The sequence below is a fragment of the Sandaracinomonas limnophila genome (assembly GCF_004005965.1).
Lineage (GTDB): Bacteria > Bacteroidota > Bacteroidia > Cytophagales > Spirosomataceae > Sandaracinomonas > Sandaracinomonas limnophila.
In genome coordinates this window covers 415,698-437,996 of the sequence record NZ_SACY01000001.1, presented here as the reverse complement: position 1 = coordinate 437,996, position 22,299 = coordinate 415,698, and the positions used below count along the sequence as shown (strand labels likewise).

Annotated in this window: 19 protein-coding genes and 1 other RNA gene; 17 read left to right on the top strand and 3 right to left on the bottom strand. The window is 33.9% G+C overall.

Translation table 11 applies throughout. The features are described from left to right. Window positions 1-17 precede the first annotated feature (17 nt). The 9 genes from EOJ36_RS01955 to EOJ36_RS01915 all read left to right on the top strand — a co-directional run bounded on the left by EOJ36_RS01955 (window position 18) and on the right by EOJ36_RS01915 (window position 8,728). A complete protein-coding gene (locus EOJ36_RS01955) occupies window positions 18-2,558 on the top strand; it encodes an ATP-dependent Clp protease ATP-binding subunit (RefSeq protein WP_127802335.1) in 2,541 nt (846 codons plus the stop codon). Window positions 2,559-2,607: 49 nt separating this feature from the next. Then, window positions 2,608-3,354, top strand: coding sequence for a 3-oxoacyl-[acyl-carrier-protein] reductase (gene fabG, locus EOJ36_RS01950; RefSeq protein ID WP_127802334.1), 747 nt, complete (start codon window positions 2,608-2,610; stop codon window positions 3,352-3,354). Continuing rightward, window positions 3,354-4,595, top strand: a complete 1,242-nt coding sequence (locus tag EOJ36_RS01945; RefSeq protein WP_127802333.1) for a hypothetical protein — start codon at window positions 3,354-3,356, stop codon at window positions 4,593-4,595. The genes fabG and EOJ36_RS01945 overlap by 1 nt, the downstream gene beginning before the upstream one ends. 12 nt (window positions 4,596-4,607) lie before the next feature. Next, an RNA gene (gene rnpB, locus EOJ36_RS01940) (RNase P RNA component class A) lies at window positions 4,608-4,949 on the top strand. An 84-nt stretch (window positions 4,950-5,033) separates the two neighbouring features. Beyond that, entirely contained in the window at window positions 5,034-5,666 is a 633-nt protein-coding gene (locus EOJ36_RS01935; RefSeq protein ID WP_127802332.1) for a 30S ribosomal protein S16, read from the top strand. A 62-nt stretch (window positions 5,667-5,728) separates the two neighbouring features. Next, entirely contained in the window at window positions 5,729-6,256 is a 528-nt protein-coding gene (gene rimM / locus EOJ36_RS01930) for a ribosome maturation factor RimM (protein ID WP_127802331.1), read from the top strand. Next, entirely contained in the window at window positions 6,252-6,932 is a 681-nt protein-coding gene (trmD, locus tag EOJ36_RS01925; RefSeq protein ID WP_127802640.1) for a tRNA (guanosine(37)-N1)-methyltransferase TrmD, read from the top strand. The genes rimM and trmD overlap by 5 nt, the downstream gene beginning before the upstream one ends. Beyond that, window positions 6,925-7,827 (top strand): DMT family transporter, encoded by a 903-nt coding sequence (locus tag EOJ36_RS01920; RefSeq protein ID WP_127802330.1) that lies wholly within the window; start codon window positions 6,925-6,927, stop codon window positions 7,825-7,827. Before trmD ends, EOJ36_RS01920 begins: the two co-directional genes overlap by 8 nt. A 1-nt stretch (window position 7,828) precedes the next feature. Beyond that, on the top strand, window positions 7,829-8,728 hold the full coding sequence (locus EOJ36_RS01915) for an alpha/beta hydrolase (RefSeq protein WP_127802329.1): 900 nt from the start codon (window positions 7,829-7,831) through the stop codon (window positions 8,726-8,728). Here the strand turns inward: EOJ36_RS01915 and EOJ36_RS01910 are convergent. Further along, window positions 8,725-10,122, bottom strand: coding sequence for an APC family permease (locus EOJ36_RS01910; RefSeq protein ID WP_127802328.1), 1,398 nt, complete (start codon window positions 10,120-10,122; stop codon window positions 8,725-8,727). The genes EOJ36_RS01915 and EOJ36_RS01910 overlap by 4 nt on opposite strands. Before the next feature lie 239 nt (window positions 10,123-10,361). Here EOJ36_RS01910 and EOJ36_RS01905 point away from each other — a divergent pair, with 239 nt between their 5' ends. The 8 genes from EOJ36_RS01905 to EOJ36_RS01870 all read left to right on the top strand — a co-directional run bounded on the left by EOJ36_RS01905 (window position 10,362) and on the right by EOJ36_RS01870 (window position 20,714). Then, window positions 10,362-10,928 (top strand): RNA polymerase sigma factor, encoded by a 567-nt coding sequence (locus EOJ36_RS01905; protein ID WP_127802327.1) that lies wholly within the window; start codon window positions 10,362-10,364, stop codon window positions 10,926-10,928. Window positions 10,929-11,253: 325 nt separating this feature from the next. Then, window positions 11,254-14,241, top strand: coding sequence for a SusC/RagA family TonB-linked outer membrane protein (locus EOJ36_RS01900; protein WP_238944386.1), 2,988 nt, complete (start codon window positions 11,254-11,256; stop codon window positions 14,239-14,241). Between the two features lie 26 nt (window positions 14,242-14,267). Continuing rightward, window positions 14,268-15,920 (top strand): RagB/SusD family nutrient uptake outer membrane protein, encoded by a 1,653-nt coding sequence (locus EOJ36_RS01895; protein WP_127802325.1) that lies wholly within the window; start codon window positions 14,268-14,270, stop codon window positions 15,918-15,920. 75 nt (window positions 15,921-15,995) lie between these two features. Beyond that, a complete protein-coding gene (locus EOJ36_RS01890) occupies window positions 15,996-17,045 on the top strand; it encodes a DUF6807 domain-containing protein (protein ID WP_127802324.1) in 1,050 nt (349 codons plus the stop codon). Between the two features lie 63 nt (window positions 17,046-17,108). Then, complete coding sequence (locus tag EOJ36_RS01885) at window positions 17,109-18,533, top strand: MBL fold metallo-hydrolase RNA specificity domain-containing protein (protein ID WP_127802323.1); 1,425 nt, start codon at window positions 17,109-17,111, stop codon at window positions 18,531-18,533. Window positions 18,534-18,562: 29 nt separating this feature from the next. Continuing rightward, on the top strand, window positions 18,563-19,519 hold the full coding sequence (locus tag EOJ36_RS01880) for an acetyl-CoA carboxylase carboxyltransferase subunit alpha (RefSeq protein WP_127802322.1): 957 nt from the start codon (window positions 18,563-18,565) through the stop codon (window positions 19,517-19,519). Next, window positions 19,520-20,161, top strand: a complete 642-nt coding sequence (locus EOJ36_RS01875; protein ID WP_127802321.1) for an HAD-IA family hydrolase — start codon at window positions 19,520-19,522, stop codon at window positions 20,159-20,161. After that, window positions 20,154-20,714: a 1-acyl-sn-glycerol-3-phosphate acyltransferase gene (locus tag EOJ36_RS01870; RefSeq protein ID WP_127802320.1), complete on the top strand. Its 561-nt coding sequence runs from the start codon at window positions 20,154-20,156 to the stop codon at window positions 20,712-20,714. Before EOJ36_RS01875 ends, EOJ36_RS01870 begins: the two co-directional genes overlap by 8 nt. Here EOJ36_RS01870 and lpxB read toward each other — a convergent pair. Together lpxB and EOJ36_RS01860 are read right to left on the bottom strand one after the other, a co-directional pair. Next, a complete protein-coding gene (gene lpxB, locus EOJ36_RS01865) occupies window positions 20,689-21,798 on the bottom strand; it encodes a lipid-A-disaccharide synthase (RefSeq protein ID WP_127802319.1) in 1,110 nt (369 codons plus the stop codon). The two genes, EOJ36_RS01870 and lpxB, sit on opposite strands and share 26 nt — an antisense overlap. Window positions 21,799-21,800: 2 nt before the next feature. Next, window positions 21,801-22,220 (bottom strand): 6-pyruvoyl trahydropterin synthase family protein, encoded by a 420-nt coding sequence (locus EOJ36_RS01860; protein ID WP_127802318.1) that lies wholly within the window; start codon window positions 22,218-22,220, stop codon window positions 21,801-21,803. Between the last annotated feature and the right edge of the window lie 79 nt (window positions 22,221-22,299).

Genomic DNA, 22,299 nt, shown 5'->3' with positions numbered 1-22,299 from the left:
TTTAAAATTATATTATTATGGAAGCGAAATTTTCCAATAAAGTGAAAGATGTTATTACCTTCGCAAGAGAAGAAGCTCTTCGTCTGGGTCACGATTATATTGGTACCGAACATTTAATGTTGGGTATGATTCGAGATGGGGAAGGACCTGGTATTAATTTACTATTACGTTCAGGAGTTTCTTTAGAACAATTAAAGCAAAATATTGAAAACTCAACAGTTTTGACTAGCAAAGGTTCTGAAGCAAAAAGTTTGCAAAATATCCCTTTAACAAAACAGGCGGAGAAAGTATTACGATTGACCTATTTAGAGGCCAAATATTTTAAAACCAATTTGGTTGAAACAGATCATTTGTTAATGGCCATTTTGCGTGATGAAGATAATGTAGCTACTCAGATTTTAGAAAAATATCAAGTTTATTACGACTTGATTAAAGAAATGGTTGAATTTCAAGGAGGAAATCCAAGTAAATCTGAGAAACCAAGTGCATCAATGGATATGGAAGATAATGAGGACGATAGCCGAATGTACTCGGCTGGGTCGGGTTCATCTGCCGGTTCTACAGGCACAAAATCTGCAGAAAAAAGCAAAACACCAGTTTTGGATAATTTTGGTAGAGATTTAACTAAAATAGCAGAAGCTGGTAAATTAGATCCAATAGTAGGACGCGAAAAAGAAATTGAACGTGTTGCCCAAATTTTATCTCGTAGAAAGAAAAACAACCCTATTTTAATTGGAGAACCAGGGGTTGGTAAAACAGCAATTGCTGAAGGTTTGGCCTTACGAATTATTCAAAAAAAAGTATCGCGTGTTTTGTTTGGAAAACGAGTTGTTACCCTTGATATTGCCTCTTTGGTTGCGGGTACTAAATACCGTGGACAATTTGAAGAACGCATGAAGGCGGTAATGAATGAGTTGGAGAAATCTACTGATGTTATTTTGTTTATCGATGAATTACACACCATTGTAGGTGCAGGGGGAGCATCAGGTAGTTTGGATGCTTCTAATATGTTTAAACCTTCTTTAGCACGTGGTGATATTCAAGTTATTGGTGCAACTACTTTAGATGAGTATCGCCAATATATCGAAAAAGATGGAGCATTGGCTAGAAGATTTCAAACTGTAATGGTTGATGCAACTTCCGTTGATGAAACGATTGAAATTTTACATAACATTAAAGAAAAATACGAGGAGCATCATCATGTAAACTATACTGATGAATCTATTGTTGCCGCAGTAAAATTATCTGATCGATATATTTCAGATCGTTTTTTACCTGATAAAGCGATTGATGTGCTGGATGAAGTTGGTGCTAGGGTACATATTTCAAATATTTCTGTACCTGAAGATATTGTTGCCTTAGAATCACAAATAGAATTGGTTAAAAAAGAGAAAAACCAAGTGGTTAAATCTCAGAAATATGAAGAAGCTGCTCAATTAAGAGATCGAGAAAAGAAATTAATTGATGAATTAGAGCGTGCAAAGCAATTGTGGGAAGAAGAATCTAAACAGAAACGATTTACAGTAGATGATGAGCATGTCGCCGAAGTAATAGCGCAGATGACAGGTATTCCTGTTAAACGTGTGGCAACAAAAGAAGGAGAGAAACTACTTAACATGGAATCCGAAATGACTAAACAAGTAATTGGTCAGGATGATGCCATTAAAAAGTTAGTGAAGGCCATTCAACGAACCAGGGTTGGTTTAAAGGATCCTAAAAAACCTATTGGAAGTTTCATTTTTTTAGGTCCTACGGGTGTTGGAAAAACAGAATTAGCCAAGGTTTTAGCAACTTATCTGTTTGATAAAGAAGATGCTTTGGTTAGAATTGACATGAGTGAGTATATGGAGAAATTCTCAGTATCTCGCTTAGTGGGAGCGCCTCCAGGATACGTTGGCTATGAAGAAGGTGGACAATTGACTGAAAAAGTTCGTAGAAAACCGTATGCGGTTATTTTATTAGATGAAATTGAAAAAGCCCATCCCGATGTATTCAATTTATTGCTTCAGGTATTGGACGACGGTATTTTAACTGATGGACTAGGGAGACGAGTTGATTTTAGAAATACCATCATCATTATGACTTCCAATATTGGAGCTCGTGATTTGAAGGATTTTGGATCGGGAATTGGATTTTCAACTAAATCTAGATTGGATAATCAGGAAGAACATGCTAAATCCACTATTCAAAGTGCCTTGAAGAAGGCTTTTGCACCAGAATTTATCAATCGCCTTGATGATATTATCGTCTTCAATTCTTTAGAAAAGGAGCACCTTCATAAAATCATTGATATTATGTTGCTTAAGCTAAAAGATAGATTATTAAATTTGGGTTTTGAAATAGAATTATCAGAAAAGGCAAAAGATTTAATTTCAGCAAAAGGCTATGATCCACAATTTGGTGCTAGACCTTTAAACAGAGCGATTCAAAAATATGTAGAAGATCCTTTGGCAGAAGAAATTCTTAAGGGAGCTTTAAAAGAAGGAGAGTGTATTTATATTGATTTTGAAGAAGGTCAGGAGCAGTTGAGTTTTAATAGAAAGAAGAAAAGTAAGTAGTGGGTATTGGGCAGTGGAAATATTGAATTTGAAAATTAAAAGTTTAAAGATGAAGTTAGTTGAAAATCAAGTTGTTTTAGTGACCGGTGCGTCAAGAGGTATTGGTAGGTCAATTGCTACCACATTTGCTCAATCAGGGGCGAATGTAGCTTTTACCTATCTGTCATCTGTAGAAAAAGGACAAGCATTGGAAAAAGAATTAGAGGCATTTGGTGTTAAGGCAAAAGGCTACCGTTCGGATGCTTCTAAATTTGATCAAGCAGAAGAACTTATTAATCAGGTGATGGCTGATTTTGGACAAATTGATGTTTTGATTAATAATGCGGGTATTACCAGAGATGGTTTATTGATGCGAATGAGTGAAGAACAATGGGATGAAGTTATCGAGGTTAATTTGAAATCTGTTTTTAATTTGACTAAAGCCTGTATTAAACCAATGATGAAGGCTAAATCAGGTTCTATTATTAATATGACTTCTATTGTTGGTATTAAGGGAAATGCAGGTCAAGCTAACTATTCAGCCTCTAAGGCTGGTATTATCGGTTTTACGAAATCTGTTGCCTTAGAACTTGGATCAAGAAATATTCGTTGCAATGCAATTGCACCAGGATTTATTGAAACTGAGATGACAGAAGAGTTAGACGCTGCTACGGTAGAGGATTGGAAGAAAAATATTCCGATGAAAAGAGGAGGAGATTCTAAAGAAGTTGCAAACGTGTGTCTGTTTTTAGGCTCTGAATTGTCTTCTTATGTTACTGGTCAAGTTATTTCTGTTAATGGAGGTTTATTAACCTAATGGAAAAAAGAATTATTTTTCCCAGATTAATGTTTTTCATTGGTCTGGGATTTTTTTTGTTTTTAGGTTCGTGTGCTGTTCACAAACCTAATCAGCCAGAAGGTAAGCAAATGTCATTTACTGATGGCACCTTGGGATTACAGCCCACTCGTTTGTTAGTTCGAATACACTACAGCTACGATTCGCTTTTACGTCGTTTAGCCTTCGTCCCAGGTAAAATATTAGCTGAACAAAAAGAAAATGATCCCTTTTTGATTCAATTGAATAATACGCCAAAGATCGAATACCGAAATGACAAAATATTTATTTCAGATTTACAATTAATCTTCAAAGCCAAGCCTAGTGTTTTAGGAATGAATGCAGGTTGGTTTCAGGGGACTATCAAAGCACAGGTAAGTTTTCCAATTAGCTCAAATGTTGGGCCGGATATTTATTTTGAAACATGTGATTATAGTTATGATTGGCTTCAAAAGCCTAGCATTAAAGTTGCTGGTTTTTCTGTAAATGCAAGTTCAATTATTGATAAATACATTGAAAGTAAAAAGGAGTTTATTTCTAAAGGAATTTTGGATAATTTAAATGCTGTGGTTTCTGCAAAAAATTGGTTACCAAAGATTCAACAGGAAATTATATCTCGTAAGAGTGCTCAATTTGAATGGCTAAATGACAAATTTAGTATTATACCCAAAAGTTTTTCATTTGAAAATAGAGCTGTTACGGGGGATTTTGAATTGCGAGGAAATTTAGGGATTTCTACTGTTGGGGGAGAAAAAGCAAATTTTAAACCTTTAAATGGATTAATAGATAATCAGTTGGTGTTTTTTACCGGTAAATCCAGTTTGTTGGCAATGTTAACTAATTTAAATAAAGGTAAACTTCAAATTGATAATTTAAGTATTGAAAAGGAAGGTTTATACGTTGAAACCAAAGGGTTGCTGGGTAAAAAATCAAAGATAAATTTTACTATTCAAGTATATAATGATTCCCAATTTTTGTATTTGACTTGTAAAAATATTGAACAGGAAAAGTTGAGATTTCCTTATAATTTAATGCCAAAACGGGTTGAAAAGAGAATTAGCGAAAGCATTGAGAAAAACAAAATTGATTTTTCTCAAATGTTGGTTAATAGTGGAATGACTGACCAAATTGGTAATATTCAATTAATTAATTTACAAAGTCAACAGGAAGGTATTTTCATAAGAGGAAAAATTTTAAATCCGATATTGCTGATAAATCCTTAAATTTGCATCGGAGAAAATAAAAGTCTTATCGCTTTTTAAAGAGGAAAGTCCGAACAACACAGAGCAACGTGCTTCCTAACGGGAAGGGGAGAAATCCACAGAAAGTGCCACAGAAAATTACCGCCTTCGGGTAAGGGTGAAAAGGTGGGGTAAGAGCCCACCGCAAATTTGGTGACAAGTTTGGCTAGGTAAACCTCACGTGTTGCAAAATCAAATAGGTCGGTGCAGTAATGCACAGGTTGCTCGCCTGATGCCGATGGGTAGATTGCTAGAGACTTTCAGTGATGAAAGTCCAAGATAAATGATAAGAGAGCTTTTAGCTTACAGAATTCGGCTTATATTTTATTTTCTCCTTTTTTGCATTAAAGGATAATTATCGTTAATTTTGCAGACATTTTTTATAACGAGGGACGAGATCCCTCACTAAATCCATATATAATGGCAGTAAAAATTAGATTAGCGCGTCGTGGACGTAAAAAGTTAGCAATGTATGACATCGTAGTATCGGATGCACGTGCACCGAGAGATGGACGTTTTATCGAGAAAATCGGAACATACAATCCTAACACAAATCCTGCAACTGTAAATTTGAACGATGCGCAAGCATTAAAATGGTTGATGAATGGAGCTCAACCTACAGATACAGCAAATGGTATTTTATCTCAAAATGGTATTTTGTTAAAGAAACACTTACAAGTAGGGGTAAACAAAGGAGCAATCACTCAAGAACAAGCAGACGCTAAGTTTGAAGCTTGGAAGAAAGAGAAAGATGCAAAAGTACAAGCAAATTTAGATAGCATTTCTAAAGGTAAAGCATCTGCTAAAGCAGATCGTTTGGCTGCAGAATCTAAAGTTTCATCTGCTCGTGCAGAGGTTATTGCTGCGAAAAACAAAGCTGCTGATGATGCAGTAGTTGCAAGCGTTGTAGAGGCAATTCAAGAAGCTGAAGAAGAGGCAACTGGTGTTGAAGTTCCAGAAGTAGAGGCTGAAGTAGCTGCAGAACCTGCAGTTGAAGAGGCTCCAGCTGCAACTGAAGAAACAGAAGCTCCTGCTGAAGAATCAGCTGAATAATTTTAAAAATTCCTTAAAATCATACAAATTTGTTTTCAAGTTTGTATGATTTTTTTTTGTATATGGCTAAGCAAGAATATTTTGAATTAGGGGCAATTGCAAAACCTCATGGTATAAAAGGAGCTTTACATGCTTTTTTGGATGTAGATGACCCTTACGAATATGATGAATTAACCTCTGTTTTTGTACAAGAAGGACACGATTTGGTTCCTTATTTCATAGATGATATTCAAATTAAACCCAATTTGAATCTAATACAATTTGAAGGAATTGATTCAGTTGATAAGGCAAAAGAATTGGTTGGTAAAAAATTATTTTTACCCATGAGTTTTTTACCAAAATTGAAAGAAAATCAATTTTATTTTCACGAAGTCATCGGATATCAGGTAGAAGATGTCAATTTGGGACTTTTAGGTTTAGTTAAAGAAATTGTCTCTTTAGGTGCTCAAGATGTACTAGTAATGATGTATAAGGAAAGAGAAGTGTTAATTCCTTTGACAGATGAAATTGTACCCAAGGTTAATAAAAAAGATAAAATAGTTAATACCGTTTTGCCTGAAGGTTTATTAGATATTTATTTAAATGATTAGAATTGACATCATTTCTGTAATACCTGATCTCATGAAGAGTTTTTTTGAACACTCGATATGTAAACGTGCGCAAAAGAATAATTTAGTTGAAATTCACTTACACGATTTGCATGATTTTTCTTCCAAAAAACATCGACAAGTTGATGATTATCCATTTGGTGGTGGGGCAGGAATGGTTTTGTCGCCTGAACCCTTATCCAAGGCTATTGAAAGTCTACAGGCAGATAGACTCTATGATGAGGTGATATTTTTTAGTCCAGATGGGCAAACCTTACAACAAAATATAGTTAATGGTTTGGCAAATAAAACCAATATGATCTTTATATGTGGCCATTATAAAGGGATTGACGAGCGAATTAGGGAAAAATATGTAACCCAAGAGATTTCCATTGGCGATTATGTTTTATCTGGTGGTGAATTAGCAGCAGCGGTTACAGCTGATGCAATCGTTCGATTAATACCAGGGGCCATAGGTGATGAAACTTCAGCTTTGACTGATTCCTTTCAAGACGGACTTCTTTCAGCACCAGTTTATACCCGGCCTGCAAATTTTGAAGGAATGGAAGTGCCTGCAGTTTTATTATCTGGTCACGACAAAAAAATCTCTGAATGGAGATTTGAACAATCTTTATCACGTACCAAACAACGAAGACCCGATTTACTAACAAATGAATAAAGCCTTAAGACCTTCTCTATTACTAGCATTAGGCCTGCTTTATTTAGTATGGGGAAGTACCTTTTTAAGTGTTCGTATATTACTTTCCTATTTACCTCCATTAATGATTACCTTTTCTAGAAATTTTTTAGCAGGTTCACTGTTAGGAATAATTTCTTTGCTAGGAGGATATTGGAAAAAAATGGAAGCCAAGCATCTTAGAACACATTTGATGGCCGGGTTTTATTTAATTCTCATTGGCAATGGCTGTATGGCATTGGCAGGTTCAATTGTACCATCCGGATTTTCATCAGTATTTATGGCATTAGGGCCATTACTTTTGGTTATTTTCTTTTGGATAGATGGTAAAAAACCTTCTAATAGAAAATTGATTGGAACTAGTTTAGGTTTAATTGGTATTTTAATAATGACAAGTTCTAAGTCATTGGCAATTCCGGGAAAAGAATCAGATTTTTTACAAGGAATTCTTTATTTGGTTCTTGGAGTTTTAGGTTGGAATTATGGTGTATTTAGAATTCAAAGCACCGGGGCAAATGTGTATCACTTTACACAAACTAGTTTTATTCAAATGTGTACTGGGGCAATATTGGCCTTGATTGTTTCCTATTTTAGAGGAGATATTCAAACATTAGATTTAAGTATTTTACCTGCTAAAGCTTATTATGTTTTCTTTTATTTAGCTTTGATAGGTTCAATGTTTGGATTTTCAATATTTGCCTATTTATCAAAGGAATGTGATGCAACTTTGGTAGCTACCTATACCTATGTCAATCCGATTTTTGCTTTAATTTTAGGAAATATTATTTTGAATGAAAGTTTAAGTCCCTTATTATTGTTAGCAAGTTTGTTCATACTTACAGCTGTTGTTTTAATTACAACCGATAAATCTAAATAACATGAAATTTTTAACCTTTATTTTACTGCTAATGGGAACTTCAATAGTAGCACAAGATTTTACACCTTTGTATGTTGGCGAAATTCCAAATTATATTCAAGGACCCGATTCTTCTAAATATGTTGTCACAAACGGAATCTTAAGAATTTCTAAAGTTAGTATCCCTAAATATAAATTTTTTAAAGCTGCTAAAGCGAAAGAAAATGCTCCTTGTGTAATTATTTGTCCTGGAGGTGGTTACACCATTTTAGCGGCTTCGCACGAAGGGGCTGATGTGGCATTAAAATTTAATGAATTAGGTATTCATGTGCTTTTGTTACATTACCGTTTACCAGATGTAAAATCACAGAAAAACAAATCGATAGCTCCAATTCAAGACGCTCAACAAGCTATTCGGATTGCTCGTAAAAATGCAAATGCATGGGGTATTGACGTCAATAAAATAGGAATAATGGGCTTTTCTGCTGGTGGACATTTAGCTTCAACTGCCTCGACACATTTTGAAACCGATTTTACTGAATTTGGGGATGGGATTTCATTACGTCCAGATTTTCAAATATTATTATATCCAGTGATCACAATGAAAGAATTTGGACATCAAGGTTCCAAAAATAATTTAATAGGAGCAAAGGCAAAAATTGACTCAGTCGATTTATTTTCAAATGAATTACATGTTACCTCAACTACACCTAAAGCATTTATTGTTCACGCTTCTGATGATGGTGCTGTTCCATTAAAAAATACATTGGTTTACGCAGATGCATTAGCTTATCATCAGGTACCCCTTGGAATGTATATTTATCCTAATGGTGGACATGGTTTTGGTTTAAACAACAAAACCAGTCAAGAACAATGGTTCGATAGACTGGTTATATGGCTGAAAGATCAGAAGATTCTTTAATTAAGACTTCTTTTAAATATATAATAGACTGGAATTCCAGAAAGGACAATTATCAGTCCTATACTTGATGTAAAAGTCTTTGCAAGTAATAAATTTCCTGCAATTGCAACCAAAATTGTTAAATAACAAGCAAATAATAATTTTTGATTTAGATTTAATTTGTTTTGGTAAATTTTTTGATTGAATAAAATTAATACAGTTAAAAAATAAAAAATAAGAATAGCAAAGACTGTAAAATCAAGTAGGTCATTGTAACTTCCGGAAAAGCATAAAAGGCATGCCCAAATGCATTGAATTACCAAAGAGTATTTGGGTACTCCATTTTTGTTTTGAATAGCTGCATTTTTAAAGAATAACTTGTCAATTGACATTGCTTCAAATAAACGGCCTCCAGATAATATTATGCCATTATTGCAACCAAAGGTTGAAATCATAATCATAACAGCCATTACCACAGCACCAATGGGTCCCAGTGCCACTTCTAAAGCAGCTGAACCAATTCGGTCTTGTTCAGCAAACATTATTCCTTTTGAAAGGGCATCAGTACCATTTGGATTTCCCTCAAATGGTAAAATACCCAGATAGGCAATATTTGTCAGAAAGTAGATTAAACAAACCAAAACGGTCCCATAAACTAGGCCTCTTGCTACGGTCGTTTTAGGATTTTCAAAATCTTGAGATGCAAAGGTTAAATTATTCCAAGCTGATGAACTAAATAAAGGACCAATCATTGCAGCTCCAAAAACAGAAAGAGTAGTTAATCCACCTATATTGGTGAAATTGTTAGTAGTAGGAATAAAAGACTTAGGTGTTTGCCAAATATTTTCAAGATTAATCCAATTATTTTGAAAGCCAATATAAATTCCTAATCCCAGTAAAAATATAAGTGATGCAATTTTGGTAAATGTAAAAAGGTTTTGTACCAATGATGCCATCGTTACTCCTCTCAAATTAATCAAGGTTAATATTATAATTGAAAAAACTGCTAGTAAAGTTTGAGTATTTATAAATGTTCCGGCAATGGAACTTGTATTAATCAATTCAGGGAATAAATATCCTGTATATTTTGCAAAAGCCACAGCAACGGCAGCGATTGTACCTGTTTGAATCACTAAAAAAGTAGACCAACCAAAAAGAAATCCCATTAATGGAGAATATGCTTCCTTTAAATAGATATACTGTCCACCCGTTTTAGGAAATTCAGTTGAAAGCTTGCTATAGGCATATGCACCTGTAATTGTAAGAAAAGCGGATAAAATCCAAGTTGCTAATAATAGGGAAGTTGAACCTAATGAACGAGCAATATCAGAGCTTACTAAAAAGATGCCTGATCCAATCATTGATCCCATTACCAACATACTGGCATCTAAAGTATTTAACTTTTTAATATTCATAAATCTTCTAATAATTCAATTCTTTAAAGCTCCTTTTTTATTTCAATTTTTCCAAAAAAATGTTCAAAAACGTTTATTTTTTTAGGGTTTTGAAAAAACTTTAGATTGTAAACGTTTCCGTAAACGTTTACGGAAATAATTTATAGTTTTTCTTTGTTTTTTTATAAAAGTGATCCTTATATTACACAGGTTAATACATCACAGAGATCTGTTGAAATAAAAATATTACAAGTTTTCAAATGAAAAAGGCAATTGATGAAGTAAAACTTTGGGATTCTTTAAGAGGAGGGGATCAACAAGCTTTTGGCGAGTTATATCAATATTTTGTACAGCAATTGTATTCGTATTGTTTAAGTATGACAGCTGATAAAGAATTGATCAAAGATTGTTTGCATGATTTATTTGTTGAATTATGGAAAAATCATCAAAACCTAGGTCCAACTACTTCTGTTAAATTTTATTTAATGGCTTCTATCAAAAGAAAATTAGTGCGTCATTTAGAAGGATCTATGAAAATGGCCTCAAATGATTTTAATTACGTTATTCATCAAACTGAATTTTTTCAAAGTGCTGAAAGTAAAATGATTGAAGTTGAAAGTGAAAAAATTAATAATCGTTTGTTAGAAAACAGTTTATGTAAATTAAGTAAAAGACAAAGGGAAGCAATTTCTTTAAAATACTTCCATAATTTAGATACTGATCAAATATCTACCAAAATGCAAATCAACCCTCAATCAGTTTACAATCTGATATTTGGGGCATTAAAAAGTTTGAAAACTAATCTTGGTTCAGACTTTGCCTATTGATTGTGGTATTTTATTTATATTTTTTTGAGTAAAAAGTATTTTTGTACTGCTTTATAGGGTAGTTTCTATAATGCAATGAAAAATAACAAGGGAAATATTCAAAATAATAAAGGAATTGAAAGTCCCTTGTCAAACATCATTAATGAAAAAAAAGATGATTTATCTTACTGTTCAGATAATAATCTTAAAAATAGTAGCACCGAACAGCTAAGTATAGAGGAGGTAGCAAGACTCTGGCTTAGAATAAATCAAACTTTGCAATCTTTTAACTAATTTTTTACCTATGAGAAAACAATTACTTTCTAAGGTCCTGTTTAGTTTCATTATGTTACTAATTGGAGTGCAGGTATTTGCACAGGATCGAATGGTTTCTGGTAAAGTTTCATCTTCAGAAGATGGATCAGGTATCCCAGGTGCCAGCGTTTCAATTAAAGGTACTAGTAAGGGTACTACTACCGATGCGAATGGAAACTTTAAAATTTCTGTTTCAGGATCTAATGTTTTGATCTTTTCATCAGTTGGTTTCAATAACCAAGATGTATCTGTTGGAAACAAATCTCAGATCAATGTTTCTTTAAGTGTCGACAATAAAGCCCTTTCGGAGGTAGTAGTTGTAGGTTACGGTACACAAAAGAAAAGTCAAACAACAGGTGCTATTTCATCTGTAACATCAAAACAAATTACAGAAATGCCAATTACGAACCTTGGACAAGCGATGCAAGGTAGGGTAGCGGGTGTTGACGTTGCTCAGTCAGGTTCTAAGCCTGGTACTGTGCCAAAAGTTTTGATTCGTGGTCGTCGTTCATTTAATGCGGGTAATGATCCATTATATGTAGTGGATGGTATACCTCTTTCAGGTGGTTACGAAGATATGAATCCAAATGATGTAGCTTCAATGGAAATCCTTAAAGATGCAACTGCTACTGCAATTTATGGTGCTCGTGGTGCTAATGGTGTTGTTTTGATTACCACAAAAAGAGGTGCTAAGGATGGTAAAACAACTATTTCTTACGACACGTATGCGGGTTCAACTCAATCTTTAGATAAGATTCAATTATTCAATGGTGCTGAATATGCTGAGATGAAGCGTGAATCGCGTCGTACAATCGGTACTTATAAGGATGCTAATGGAAATATCGTTCCAACTGGTGTTATTGATGCTTATGCAGATTCAAAATTATTTACTGCAATTGAATTGGATGGTATTTCTAAAAATAGAACGACTGATTACCAAGATTTAATGGTTAGAAAAGGTTTCCAACAAAATCATGCTTTAGGTGTGCAGGGTGGAAATGAAAAAACTCAGTTCTCAATTAATGCGGGTTATTTTTCAGACCAAGGAATTATTGCTGGATTAGACTTTACTCGTTATTCAGTACGTGTAAATGTTGATCATCAAGTGAATAAGCGTTTGAAAGTTGGTATTTCTTCTTACGGAATGTATTCATTAACAAATGGTGCGAACTTAAACCCTTATGGTTATTTATCTTCTCAAAATCCATTAGCTCGTGCGTATGATGATGCTGGAAACTTAATTTTCCAACAAACTGATGATGCTTTATTGACTAACCCATTAAATGAGGTAGTTCCTGGAGCTAAAATTGATGAGACTAAGAAATATCGTATTTTCAATAGTATTTATGCTGAATACCAAATTGCTGAAGGTTTAAAATATCGTGTAAACTTTGGTCCTGACTTTACTATTTCTAGAAATGGTCGTTTCAATGGTGCATTAACAAATGATATCAAAGGTGGTAACCCAACTGCTACTACTGACAACCGTTTTGGATTTAACTATACTTTAGAAAATATCTTGACGTATAACAAGCAATGGAAGAATCACAACTTAGGTGTGACTTTGTTACAATCTATGCAACGTGATAATTTTGAGCAATATACTCAATCTGTAATGGGTGTTCCGGTAGAAACTCAAGCTTTCTACAATTTAGCAAATGCTTCTTCAATCCAAGGAGTAGGTTCAAACTTAATTCAGTGGACGATTGCTTCTTACATGGCTCGTGTGAATTACGATTACAAAGGAAAGTACTTATTGACTGCAACCATGCGTCGTGACGGTTCTTCTCGTTTCGGTGAGAACTCTAAATGGGGTAATTTCCCAGGTGTAGCTTTAGGTTGGAATTTACATCAAGAAGATTTCATGAAGGATTTAACTTGGTTAGATGAATTAAAACTTCGTGCTTCTTACGCATCAGTAGGTAACCAAGGTTTATCTCCTTACCAAACTCAAGGTTTGGAAAGTAGAACTTCTTATGCTTGGAATAACACAGCTGCATACGGATATCGTCCAAATACAATTGGTAATGCTGATTTGAAGTGGGAAACTTCAACTTCTCAAAACATCGGTGCTGACTTCTCTATTTTAAGAGGTCGTGTTTCTGGATCCTTAGAATATTACCAAACAAATACAACGGACTTGTTATTGTCTGACCAATTACCAACTTCAACTGGTTTTGCTGCAGTAACACGTAACGTAGGAGAGACTAGAAACCGTGGTATTGAAATTTCCTTATCAACTGTAAACGTTGATGCAGCAAATGGATTTAAGTGGTCAACAGATTTTACATTCTACAAGAATACGGAAGCTATTTTATCATTATATAATGGTGCAAAAGATGACGTAGGTAACCGTTGGTTTATCGGTCAACCATTGAACTCATATTATGATTATAAATATGCAGGTATTTGGCAAGAAGCTGAAAAAGCACAGGCTGTTGCAATGGGCTTTACAGTAGGTCAAATTAAGGTTGCTGATTCAAATGGTGACGGTAAAATTACTGCTGATGATCGTGTGTTATTAGGTTCTGACGTTCCGGCTTGGACAGGTGGTATCACAAACCGTTTCTCTTTCAAAGGTTTCGATTTGTCATTCTTTATCTTTACTCGTCAAGGACAAATGATTATGTCTAAATTCCACCAAAATTCTAACTACCTACAAGGTCGTTATAACCAAATTAAGGTTGATTATTGGACTCCAAATAATCCGAATGCATATTATCCTCGTCCGAACTTTAACCAAGAGTTTCCTGCTTATAATACAGCTATCTCTTATTTTGATGGTTCATTTATCAAGGTTCGTAATATTAACTTAGGCTACACTTTCCCAGCTAAAGTTGCTAATAAGTTAGGATTATCTTCTTTGCGTGTGTATGCGAGTATTCAGCAACCATTTATCTTCTCGAAATATCGTAGCAAAGATAATGGTGTAGATCCAGAAACTTCTAATGGTAACGTAGAAAACAACGTTACTCCTGCAACAAGTGTTAGCACTTTCGGTTTAAATATTAAATTTTAATTCGACGAATAATGAAAAGTTTATATATGAAAAATACACTAAAAGCACTAGGAATGGCCTCAGCTATTATGTTGGGAACCTCTTCGTGTAGTGATATGCTAAAGGAGACCGTAGTTTCAAATATCAGTAATGATTATATCGCTACAACTCCAGGTTTTATTGCTGCAACTAATGCGGCATACACTCCCTTGCGTTCTTTTTATGCAACTGAACGTGGTTTAACTATGTCTGAATATGGTACCGATATTTATAGTGCTGGTGCTGACGGTTCATACAAGGGCTTCCATTTTTATGATTCCCAATTAACATCATCAGTTGATATTTTGGCACAACTATGGGATGACACGTACAAAGGTATTAATACAATTAATGCTGTAATTGATCGTGCACCAACTGTTACAGGAATTACTGATGCAGTTAAAGCTCAGCGAGTAGGTGAAATGAAATATTTGAGAGCTCATTATTATTTCATTTTAGTTCAACAGTTTGGCCCATTAGATTTACGTTTAAAGGAAACTACGGGTCCAACTAAAACTGCTACACGTACACCTGAAAAGGATGTATATGCACAAATTGTAAAAGATTTGTTAGAAGCAATTCCAGCATTGGAAAACAAGAAGGCATCTTCAGACTTCGGTCGTGCAACGAAGGCAGCAGCAGAAAATTTATTAGCAAAAGTTTATTTAACTCGTGCTTCTTCTAAATTTGCTGAGGCAACTGATTATGCAAATGCAGCTACATTATGTAATAACGTAATCAATAACTATGGTTTCAAATTATTAACTGATTTTGCTTCAGTTTTTGACCAAGCGAATCAAATTAATGATGAGGTTATTTTCTCAGTACAATATACTTCAGATCCATTGACTAATGGTTTTGTGGATAACCAAGGAAATAAGTTACACTTATACTTCGGTATGCAATATGACGTTCAACCAGGTATGCAAAGAGATGTGGCGAATGGTCGTCCATTTAAGCGTTTGAAACCAACTCCATATTTATTAAACACAGTTTTTGCGGATAGAGTAAATGATACTCGTTACAACAAAACGTTTAAGGATACTTGGTTGTCTAACAAACCTGGTACTTACAACACCACATTCGATAATTCAAAAGCTTCTGTAACTTACAAGGCCGGAGATACAACTATCTATATTCCAGGTGTTGAGTGGACTAAAGAGCAAAGAGCAAAGAAACCGTACCAAGTATTGGTGCCATCTCTTTACAACTATGCATTGTTCCCAACTTTGAAGAAATTCTTTGATCCACTTCGTCCAGATATGACGTATGAAAATGGTAGTCGTGATTATTTCGTTCATCGTTTAGCTGATACCTATTTAATGTTGGCTGAAGCTCAATTTAAGTTAGGTAAGCAAGATGAGGCAGTTGCTGCCATTAACATGGTTCGTGTTCGTGCAGCTGCTGCTGGAAAGGCTGAAGCAATGAAGGTTACTTCTGTTGATATGAATTTGATCATGGAAGAAAGAGCTCGTGAATTAGCTGGAGAGCAAACTCGTTGGATGGACCTAAAAAGATGGGGAAATTTAATCGAGCGTGTTAAAGCCAATAATACAGATGCTGCAGTAGGAATTACTGATAAACATTATGTTCGTCCAATTCCTCAAAAGCAAGTTGACTTATCTGAAAATGGTGGTTTTCCACAAAATACAGGTTATTAAAATTTGATTTCTTTTATTTAGTAAAAAAACCGAGGAGATTTCCTCGGTTTTTTACTTTTATACTAAATTTGAATTATGAAAAAACTTATTTTAACTATCGGTATACTGTCTGCTTTTTCAACTTTTGCTCAAAAAGAAAAAGTCAGCTTCGTTGAAAAAACATCTGAACATAAAATTGATATCCTAGTAGGAGGTAAATTCCTTACGAGTTATTTTTATCCTGGAGAATCAGTATTAAAAAAGGCTGTTTTATTTCCAATTGTTTCTGCTCAAGGAACTACAATTACTAGGGGATACCCTGTTGCTCCGCGTTCAGGTGAGCGTGTAGACCACCCACATCATGTGGGAATGTGGTTAAATTATGAGGATGTGAATGGATTTGATTATTGGAATAACTCCAATAACATTGTAGCCTCTCTTCAAAATCACAAAATGGGAACTATTGTTCATGAAAAAGTAGTCTCAAAAAAGATTAATAAAGATTCTGGGGAATTGCAAGTAACTGCAAATTGGATTGACAATGATGGGAAAGGTTCAACAGTTTTAAATGAAAAAACTACCTATACTTTTTCGGGATCAAAGGATATTCGAATTATTGATCGGATTACAAGTTTAACAGCTTCAGCTGACCAGGTTGTATTTAAAGATGTAAAGGATGGAATGTTTGCTATTCGTGTGGCTCGACAATTAGAAATGCCTTCTAATAAGCCAGATGTGTTTACCGACGCACATGGTGTGGAAACTAAAGTTCCCCAAATGGACAATACGGGAGTTACCGGAAATTATATTAGTAGTGAGGGTATAACAGGAGAAGCTGTATGGTCAACTCGTGGTAAATGGATGAATCTAGAAGGACAAATGGACAACCATACCATTAATGTAGCTATTTTAGATCATCCGAAAAATGTTTCTTATCCAAGTTATTGGCATGCAAGAGGTTATGGATTGTTTGCCGTGAATCCTTTAGGTGTTAAAGTATTTTCTAATGGGAAATCAGAACTTAACTATACCTTGAAAAAAGGAGAAACACTAACATTTAGATATAGAACTATTGTTGCAGATAAAAATTTAAGTAAAGTAGAATTAGATAAAATGCAGGAAGATTTTGCGAAAGAGGTAAAATAAGTAAAATTTTGTTGTATTTTTGTGGAATAAATAGGGGGACTTTTGTCCCCCAATTAGTTTGATATGAAATTACATTTTCTGGGCGCCGCCAGACAAGTTACCGGTAGTATGTTTATGCTGGAACTTGAAGATTATAAGATTTTAATTGATTGTGGGACCGATATGGAACGTACAATTGATTATTCACAACCAGCAGAACCTTCAAAGACATTCTTTCCTTTTGATGCATCGTTGATAAATTTATTGATATTAACGCATGCACATATTGACCATTCTGGAAATATACCCATGTTGTATCGAGAAGGTTTTGAAGGACAAATCCTTTGTACATCTCCCACTGCAGATTTAACTGAAATTCTTTTATATGATTCTGCTAGTTTAAACCTTCGCAAATTAAAAGCTGCGCAAGGTGATAGCCGAAAAAAACAAAAGAAAATGGATAATCTTCTTAAAAAAGGAGATTTATACTTAAATAAAGATGTAGATGATGCAATTAAAAATTTTGTTTGCATTCAGTTTAATCGAAAATTTCAAATAATTGATAACGTCTGGATTACTTTTTATCCTGCCGGACATTTATTAGGAGCTGCTCATGTAGTACTCGAGGTTTTGGAGGAAGGAGTAACTAAAAAAATTGGTTTTAGTGGAGATATTGGTAGAAAAGATTATCCATTACATGTTGATCCTGTGGCTATTCCAGAGGTTGATTATCTAATTTGTGAAACCACCTATGGTAATCGTGTGCATGAAGATATTGAATCTCCTATTGAATCCTTGGGTAGAATAATTCGTGAAACTTGTGTAGATAAACCTGGAAGATTAATTATTCCTGCTTTTTCTGTAGGTAGAACACAAGCTGTATTATTCACCTTGAATCAATTGATTGAAGAACATAATTTGCCATCTATTAGAGTATTTACTGATAGTCCATTAGGTAGAAGTTCAACTAAAATATATTCGAAATATTTATCTTATTTAAATCCAGAGGCAAAAGACTTTGCTAAGGAAAACGATAGTCTTTTTGATTTTGACAATTTAGTTTTTCTTCAAACAGAAAAAGAAAGTGAAGCAATTAAGAATTATCGTGAACCATGTATCATTATTAGTTCTTCTGGTATGATTTCTGGTGGTAGGGTTGAGCAACACATTGCCAATAATATTGAAAATTCTTATTGTACTATTTTATTAATTGGTTTTGCGGCAGAAGGAACGCTAGGAAGAGAATTATTGGGAGGAATGAAAACCCTTCAAATTAAAACGAAAGAGTATCGTGTAAATGCCCAAATTCGTAAAATAGATGTTTTTTCTGGACATGCGGATCAAAAAGGTTTAATTGAATTTGTACGTCACCAGAATCCAAAAAAACTTAAAAATATATTTTTAAGTCACGGTGAAGAGCAAAGTATGTTAGATTTTAAACATAAATTAGAAGAATTTGGTTTTAATCAAGTGATTTTACCAGAAAAAAATCAAACATTCGATCTTTAATTATAATTTTGTAGCATTAAATAATCATTATGAAAACATTATTAGAATTTGAAAAGCCAATAGCTGAGTTAGAGGATAAGTTAATTGAAATGAGAAAACTGGCTATTGAAAATAATGTGGATGTAACTGAAGCCGTAAAGTCATTAACTGAAAAAATATTAGAATTGAAACAAGAAACTTTTTCAAACCTAACTCGTTGGCAAAGAGTTCAACTTTCTAGACACCCAGATCGTCCTTATACTTTAGATTATATTGAAAAGATATGTTCGGAATTTATTGAAATTCATGGAGATAGATCTGTTGCAGACGATAAAGCCATGGTAGGTGGATTTGGAAATATTGATGATGAATTTTCTGTGATGTTCATCGGACAACAAAAAGGAAGAAATACGAAACAACGCCAATATCGTAATTTTGGAATGCCAAATCCAGAAGGTTATAGAAAGGCATTGCGATTGATGAAAATGGCAGAGAAATTCAATAAACCTGTCGTTTGTTTAATTGATACTCCCGGTGCTTTTCCAGGATTAGAAGCTGAAGAAAGAGGTCAAGGTGAAGCAATTGCACGTAACATTCGTGATATGTTTATGTTGAAAGTGCCTGTAATTTGTATCATCATTGGCGAGGGTGCATCTGGTGGAGCTTTAGGGATTGCAGTAGGGGATAAGGTTCTAATGATGGAAAATACTTGGTATTCTGTTATTTCTCCAGAGTCATGTTCTTCAATTTTATGGAGAAGTTGGAATTACAAAGAACAAGCAGCAGAGGCTTTAAAATTGACAGCAAATGATATGCTTAGCAATGGTTTGATTGACGGTATTATTCCAGAACCTTTGGGTGGAGCTCATTTAGATCACGATGGAGCCGCAAAAACCCTAAAAGAAGTTATTAAAAGAGAATTAACAGCTTTAAATAAAGTAAATCCTCAAGTTCGAATTTTAGATCGTATTGAAAAATTCAGCAAAATGGGGGTTGTTCAAGAATAAATGACAAATTCAAAAGTATTATTATTTGATTTAGGAAATGTTCTTTTGCCAATCGATCTAGATTTGACATTTAAAGGATTTGCAAAGTATTCAAGTAAATATTCTTTTGAAGAGATTAAAAAAATTACACACGAATTAGGACTTTGGGAGGCTTATGAAAGTGGTAATCAATCTGAGGATGAATTTCGTTCGTTTTTAAAGAAAGAACTACATCTTATATGTACTAAAGAACAATTTGATGAAGCTTTTAATGCTTTGTTATTAGATATACCAGTTGAAAGCTACCTCACTTTACAACAATTTAAACCTAACTTTAAAAGTTTAAATTTACTTTCTAATACCAGTTCAATTCATTCAAATATTTATTTTAAAAATAATATAGGTCCAAACGGAGAAAATTTATTTGATCTTTTTGATCAAATATTTCTTTCTTATGAATTGGGTTTGGTTAAACCTGATGCATTAATTTACCAAAAAGTAGCTGAAAATTTACAAGTAGATTATAAAGATATTATCTTTTTCGATGACAATGCAGCTAACATAGAAACTGCATTAAATCTTGGAATCCAAGCTATTTTGATCAATCCTAATACATCTTTATTACAAATAACAAATACACTTTCGAACTATGTGGATGAGTAATTGGCTATTTGATTGGCTATTTAAACTTTCTGGCTGGAAAGTATCGGGAAATATTCCATACCATTTAAAAAAGTGCATTATCATCGTATGTCCTCATGCTACCTGGGTAGATTTTCCAGTGGGTGTGGGTGTACGGTCTATTCTTAAACGCAAAATATATTTTTGGGGTAAAAAAGAATTATTCCAAGGTCCTTTTGGTTGGATATTTAAAAAATTAGGAGGATATCCGGTAGATCGAACTAAACATACAAATTTGGTAGATGCTATTGCAGAAATATATAATTCAAAAGATGAATTTTACGCTGGATTGGCCCCTGAAGGAACAAGAAAAGACGTGAAAGAACTAAAATCTGGTTTTTATTACATCGCGCAAAAGGCCAATATACCAATTGTTATGGTGGGTTTTGATTTCGTAAATAAGAAGGTAATGCTTAATGAGCCCTATTATCCGAGTGGTGATTTTGAGAAAGATAAAATAGATATTGCTAAATTTTACCAGACGGTTCCTGGCATACAAAAATCATGGATTAAGAATTATTTGAAAAATTCTTAGCCTTTTCAATTATTATTTGAGCGGCTCGATCGGATGCCCCTTTTTCTCCAACTAATTTTTTTAGTGTTTTAAAATCTTCTAATTGATTGATTCTTTCAATTGAATTTTCAGGAAATAGACTTTCTATATGCTGTGATATTTTTGAAACATTAACCTCATTTTGTAAGAGTTCAGGAATAGCTAACTTATCCAAAATGATATTTACCAATGAAATATACTTTAGTTTAACTAGTAACTTAGCTAAGTTGTAAAACAAATTATCAGTTTTATAAACTACTACTAATGGAGTACCTAATAAGGCTGTTTCTAAAGTGGCAGTACCCGAACAAACGATTGCAATTTGAGATGCAGTTAAGAGGGAATAAGTATTATCATATACGGCTTGAATACCCGTTTTTTCAATCAAATTTTTAAACTCCTTAACCCCGCCAATAATAAAATTATATTGGGGTAAAGTTTCTTTTAATTGCTTAAATACAGGTAATAAATAAGTTAATTCTTGTTTCCTGCTTCCCGGTAAAAGTGCAATAAAAGGTTTTGAGATATGGTTTTCAGCTAAGAAATTTTTGTCTACTTTAAACGCTGAAAGTTCATCCATAATAGGATTGCCTACATAGTGTGTACTTATTCCTTCATCTTCAAAAAGCTTTTGTTCGAAAGGAAAAATTACATATAATTCGTCAATCCATTTCCTGATCGTTTTAACACGAGAATAATTCCAAGCCCAAACTTTTGGTGCAATATAAAATTGAGTGTGGAATCCAGCTAATTTTGCAATCTTAGCAGCTTTCAAATTAAACCCTCCATAATCAATAAAAATGATTGTATCAGGTTTAAAATCATTTATTTGGACTTCAAATGTTTTGAATAATCTTTTTAATCGGGTAATGTTTTGTAAAACCCCGATAAGTCCCATGATGGCTATATCCTTATGATGAATTAATAAATCTCCTCCTGCAGCTTGCATTTCATCTCCTCCCCAAGCCAAAATTTTTGCTGTTTTATCCTGTTGGTGTAAAGCGCGAATTAGATTTGCCCCATGCAAATCGCCTGATTTTTCACCAGCAAGGATAAAATATTTCATACCTATTCACCAAAGTATTCAACCGAATTCTTTTGAGTTTCGATTAAATGAATTTTGTGCAATTTAGCATTTGATGAGCTTGATGCAATTTTAGGAGCTAAAATTTTCCAAAATTCTACTACTAAAATTTCACAACTGCACATTTTACCAAACATAAAATCTACATCTACATTCAGATTTTTATGATCTACTTTGTCAATGATTTCCTTTTTAATCAAATCTCCTAATTCCTTTAAATCATAAACAAAGCCTGTTTCAGGGTCAGGTTGGCCCTTTACAGTTACTATAAGCTCAAAATTATGCCCATGCCAGTTTTTATTCGCACAAGGTCCAAAAACCTCATCATTTTTTTCTTCTGACCAGTTGGGATTAAATAAGCGGTGAGCTGCGTTGAAATGTTCTTTACGAATGACGTGTACCATTTGTTTTCAGTTTAAAATGAAAAGTCTGGGAAAACATTAGCAGACTTTAAATATTTACAAATTTAAGGATTCTTCCTGT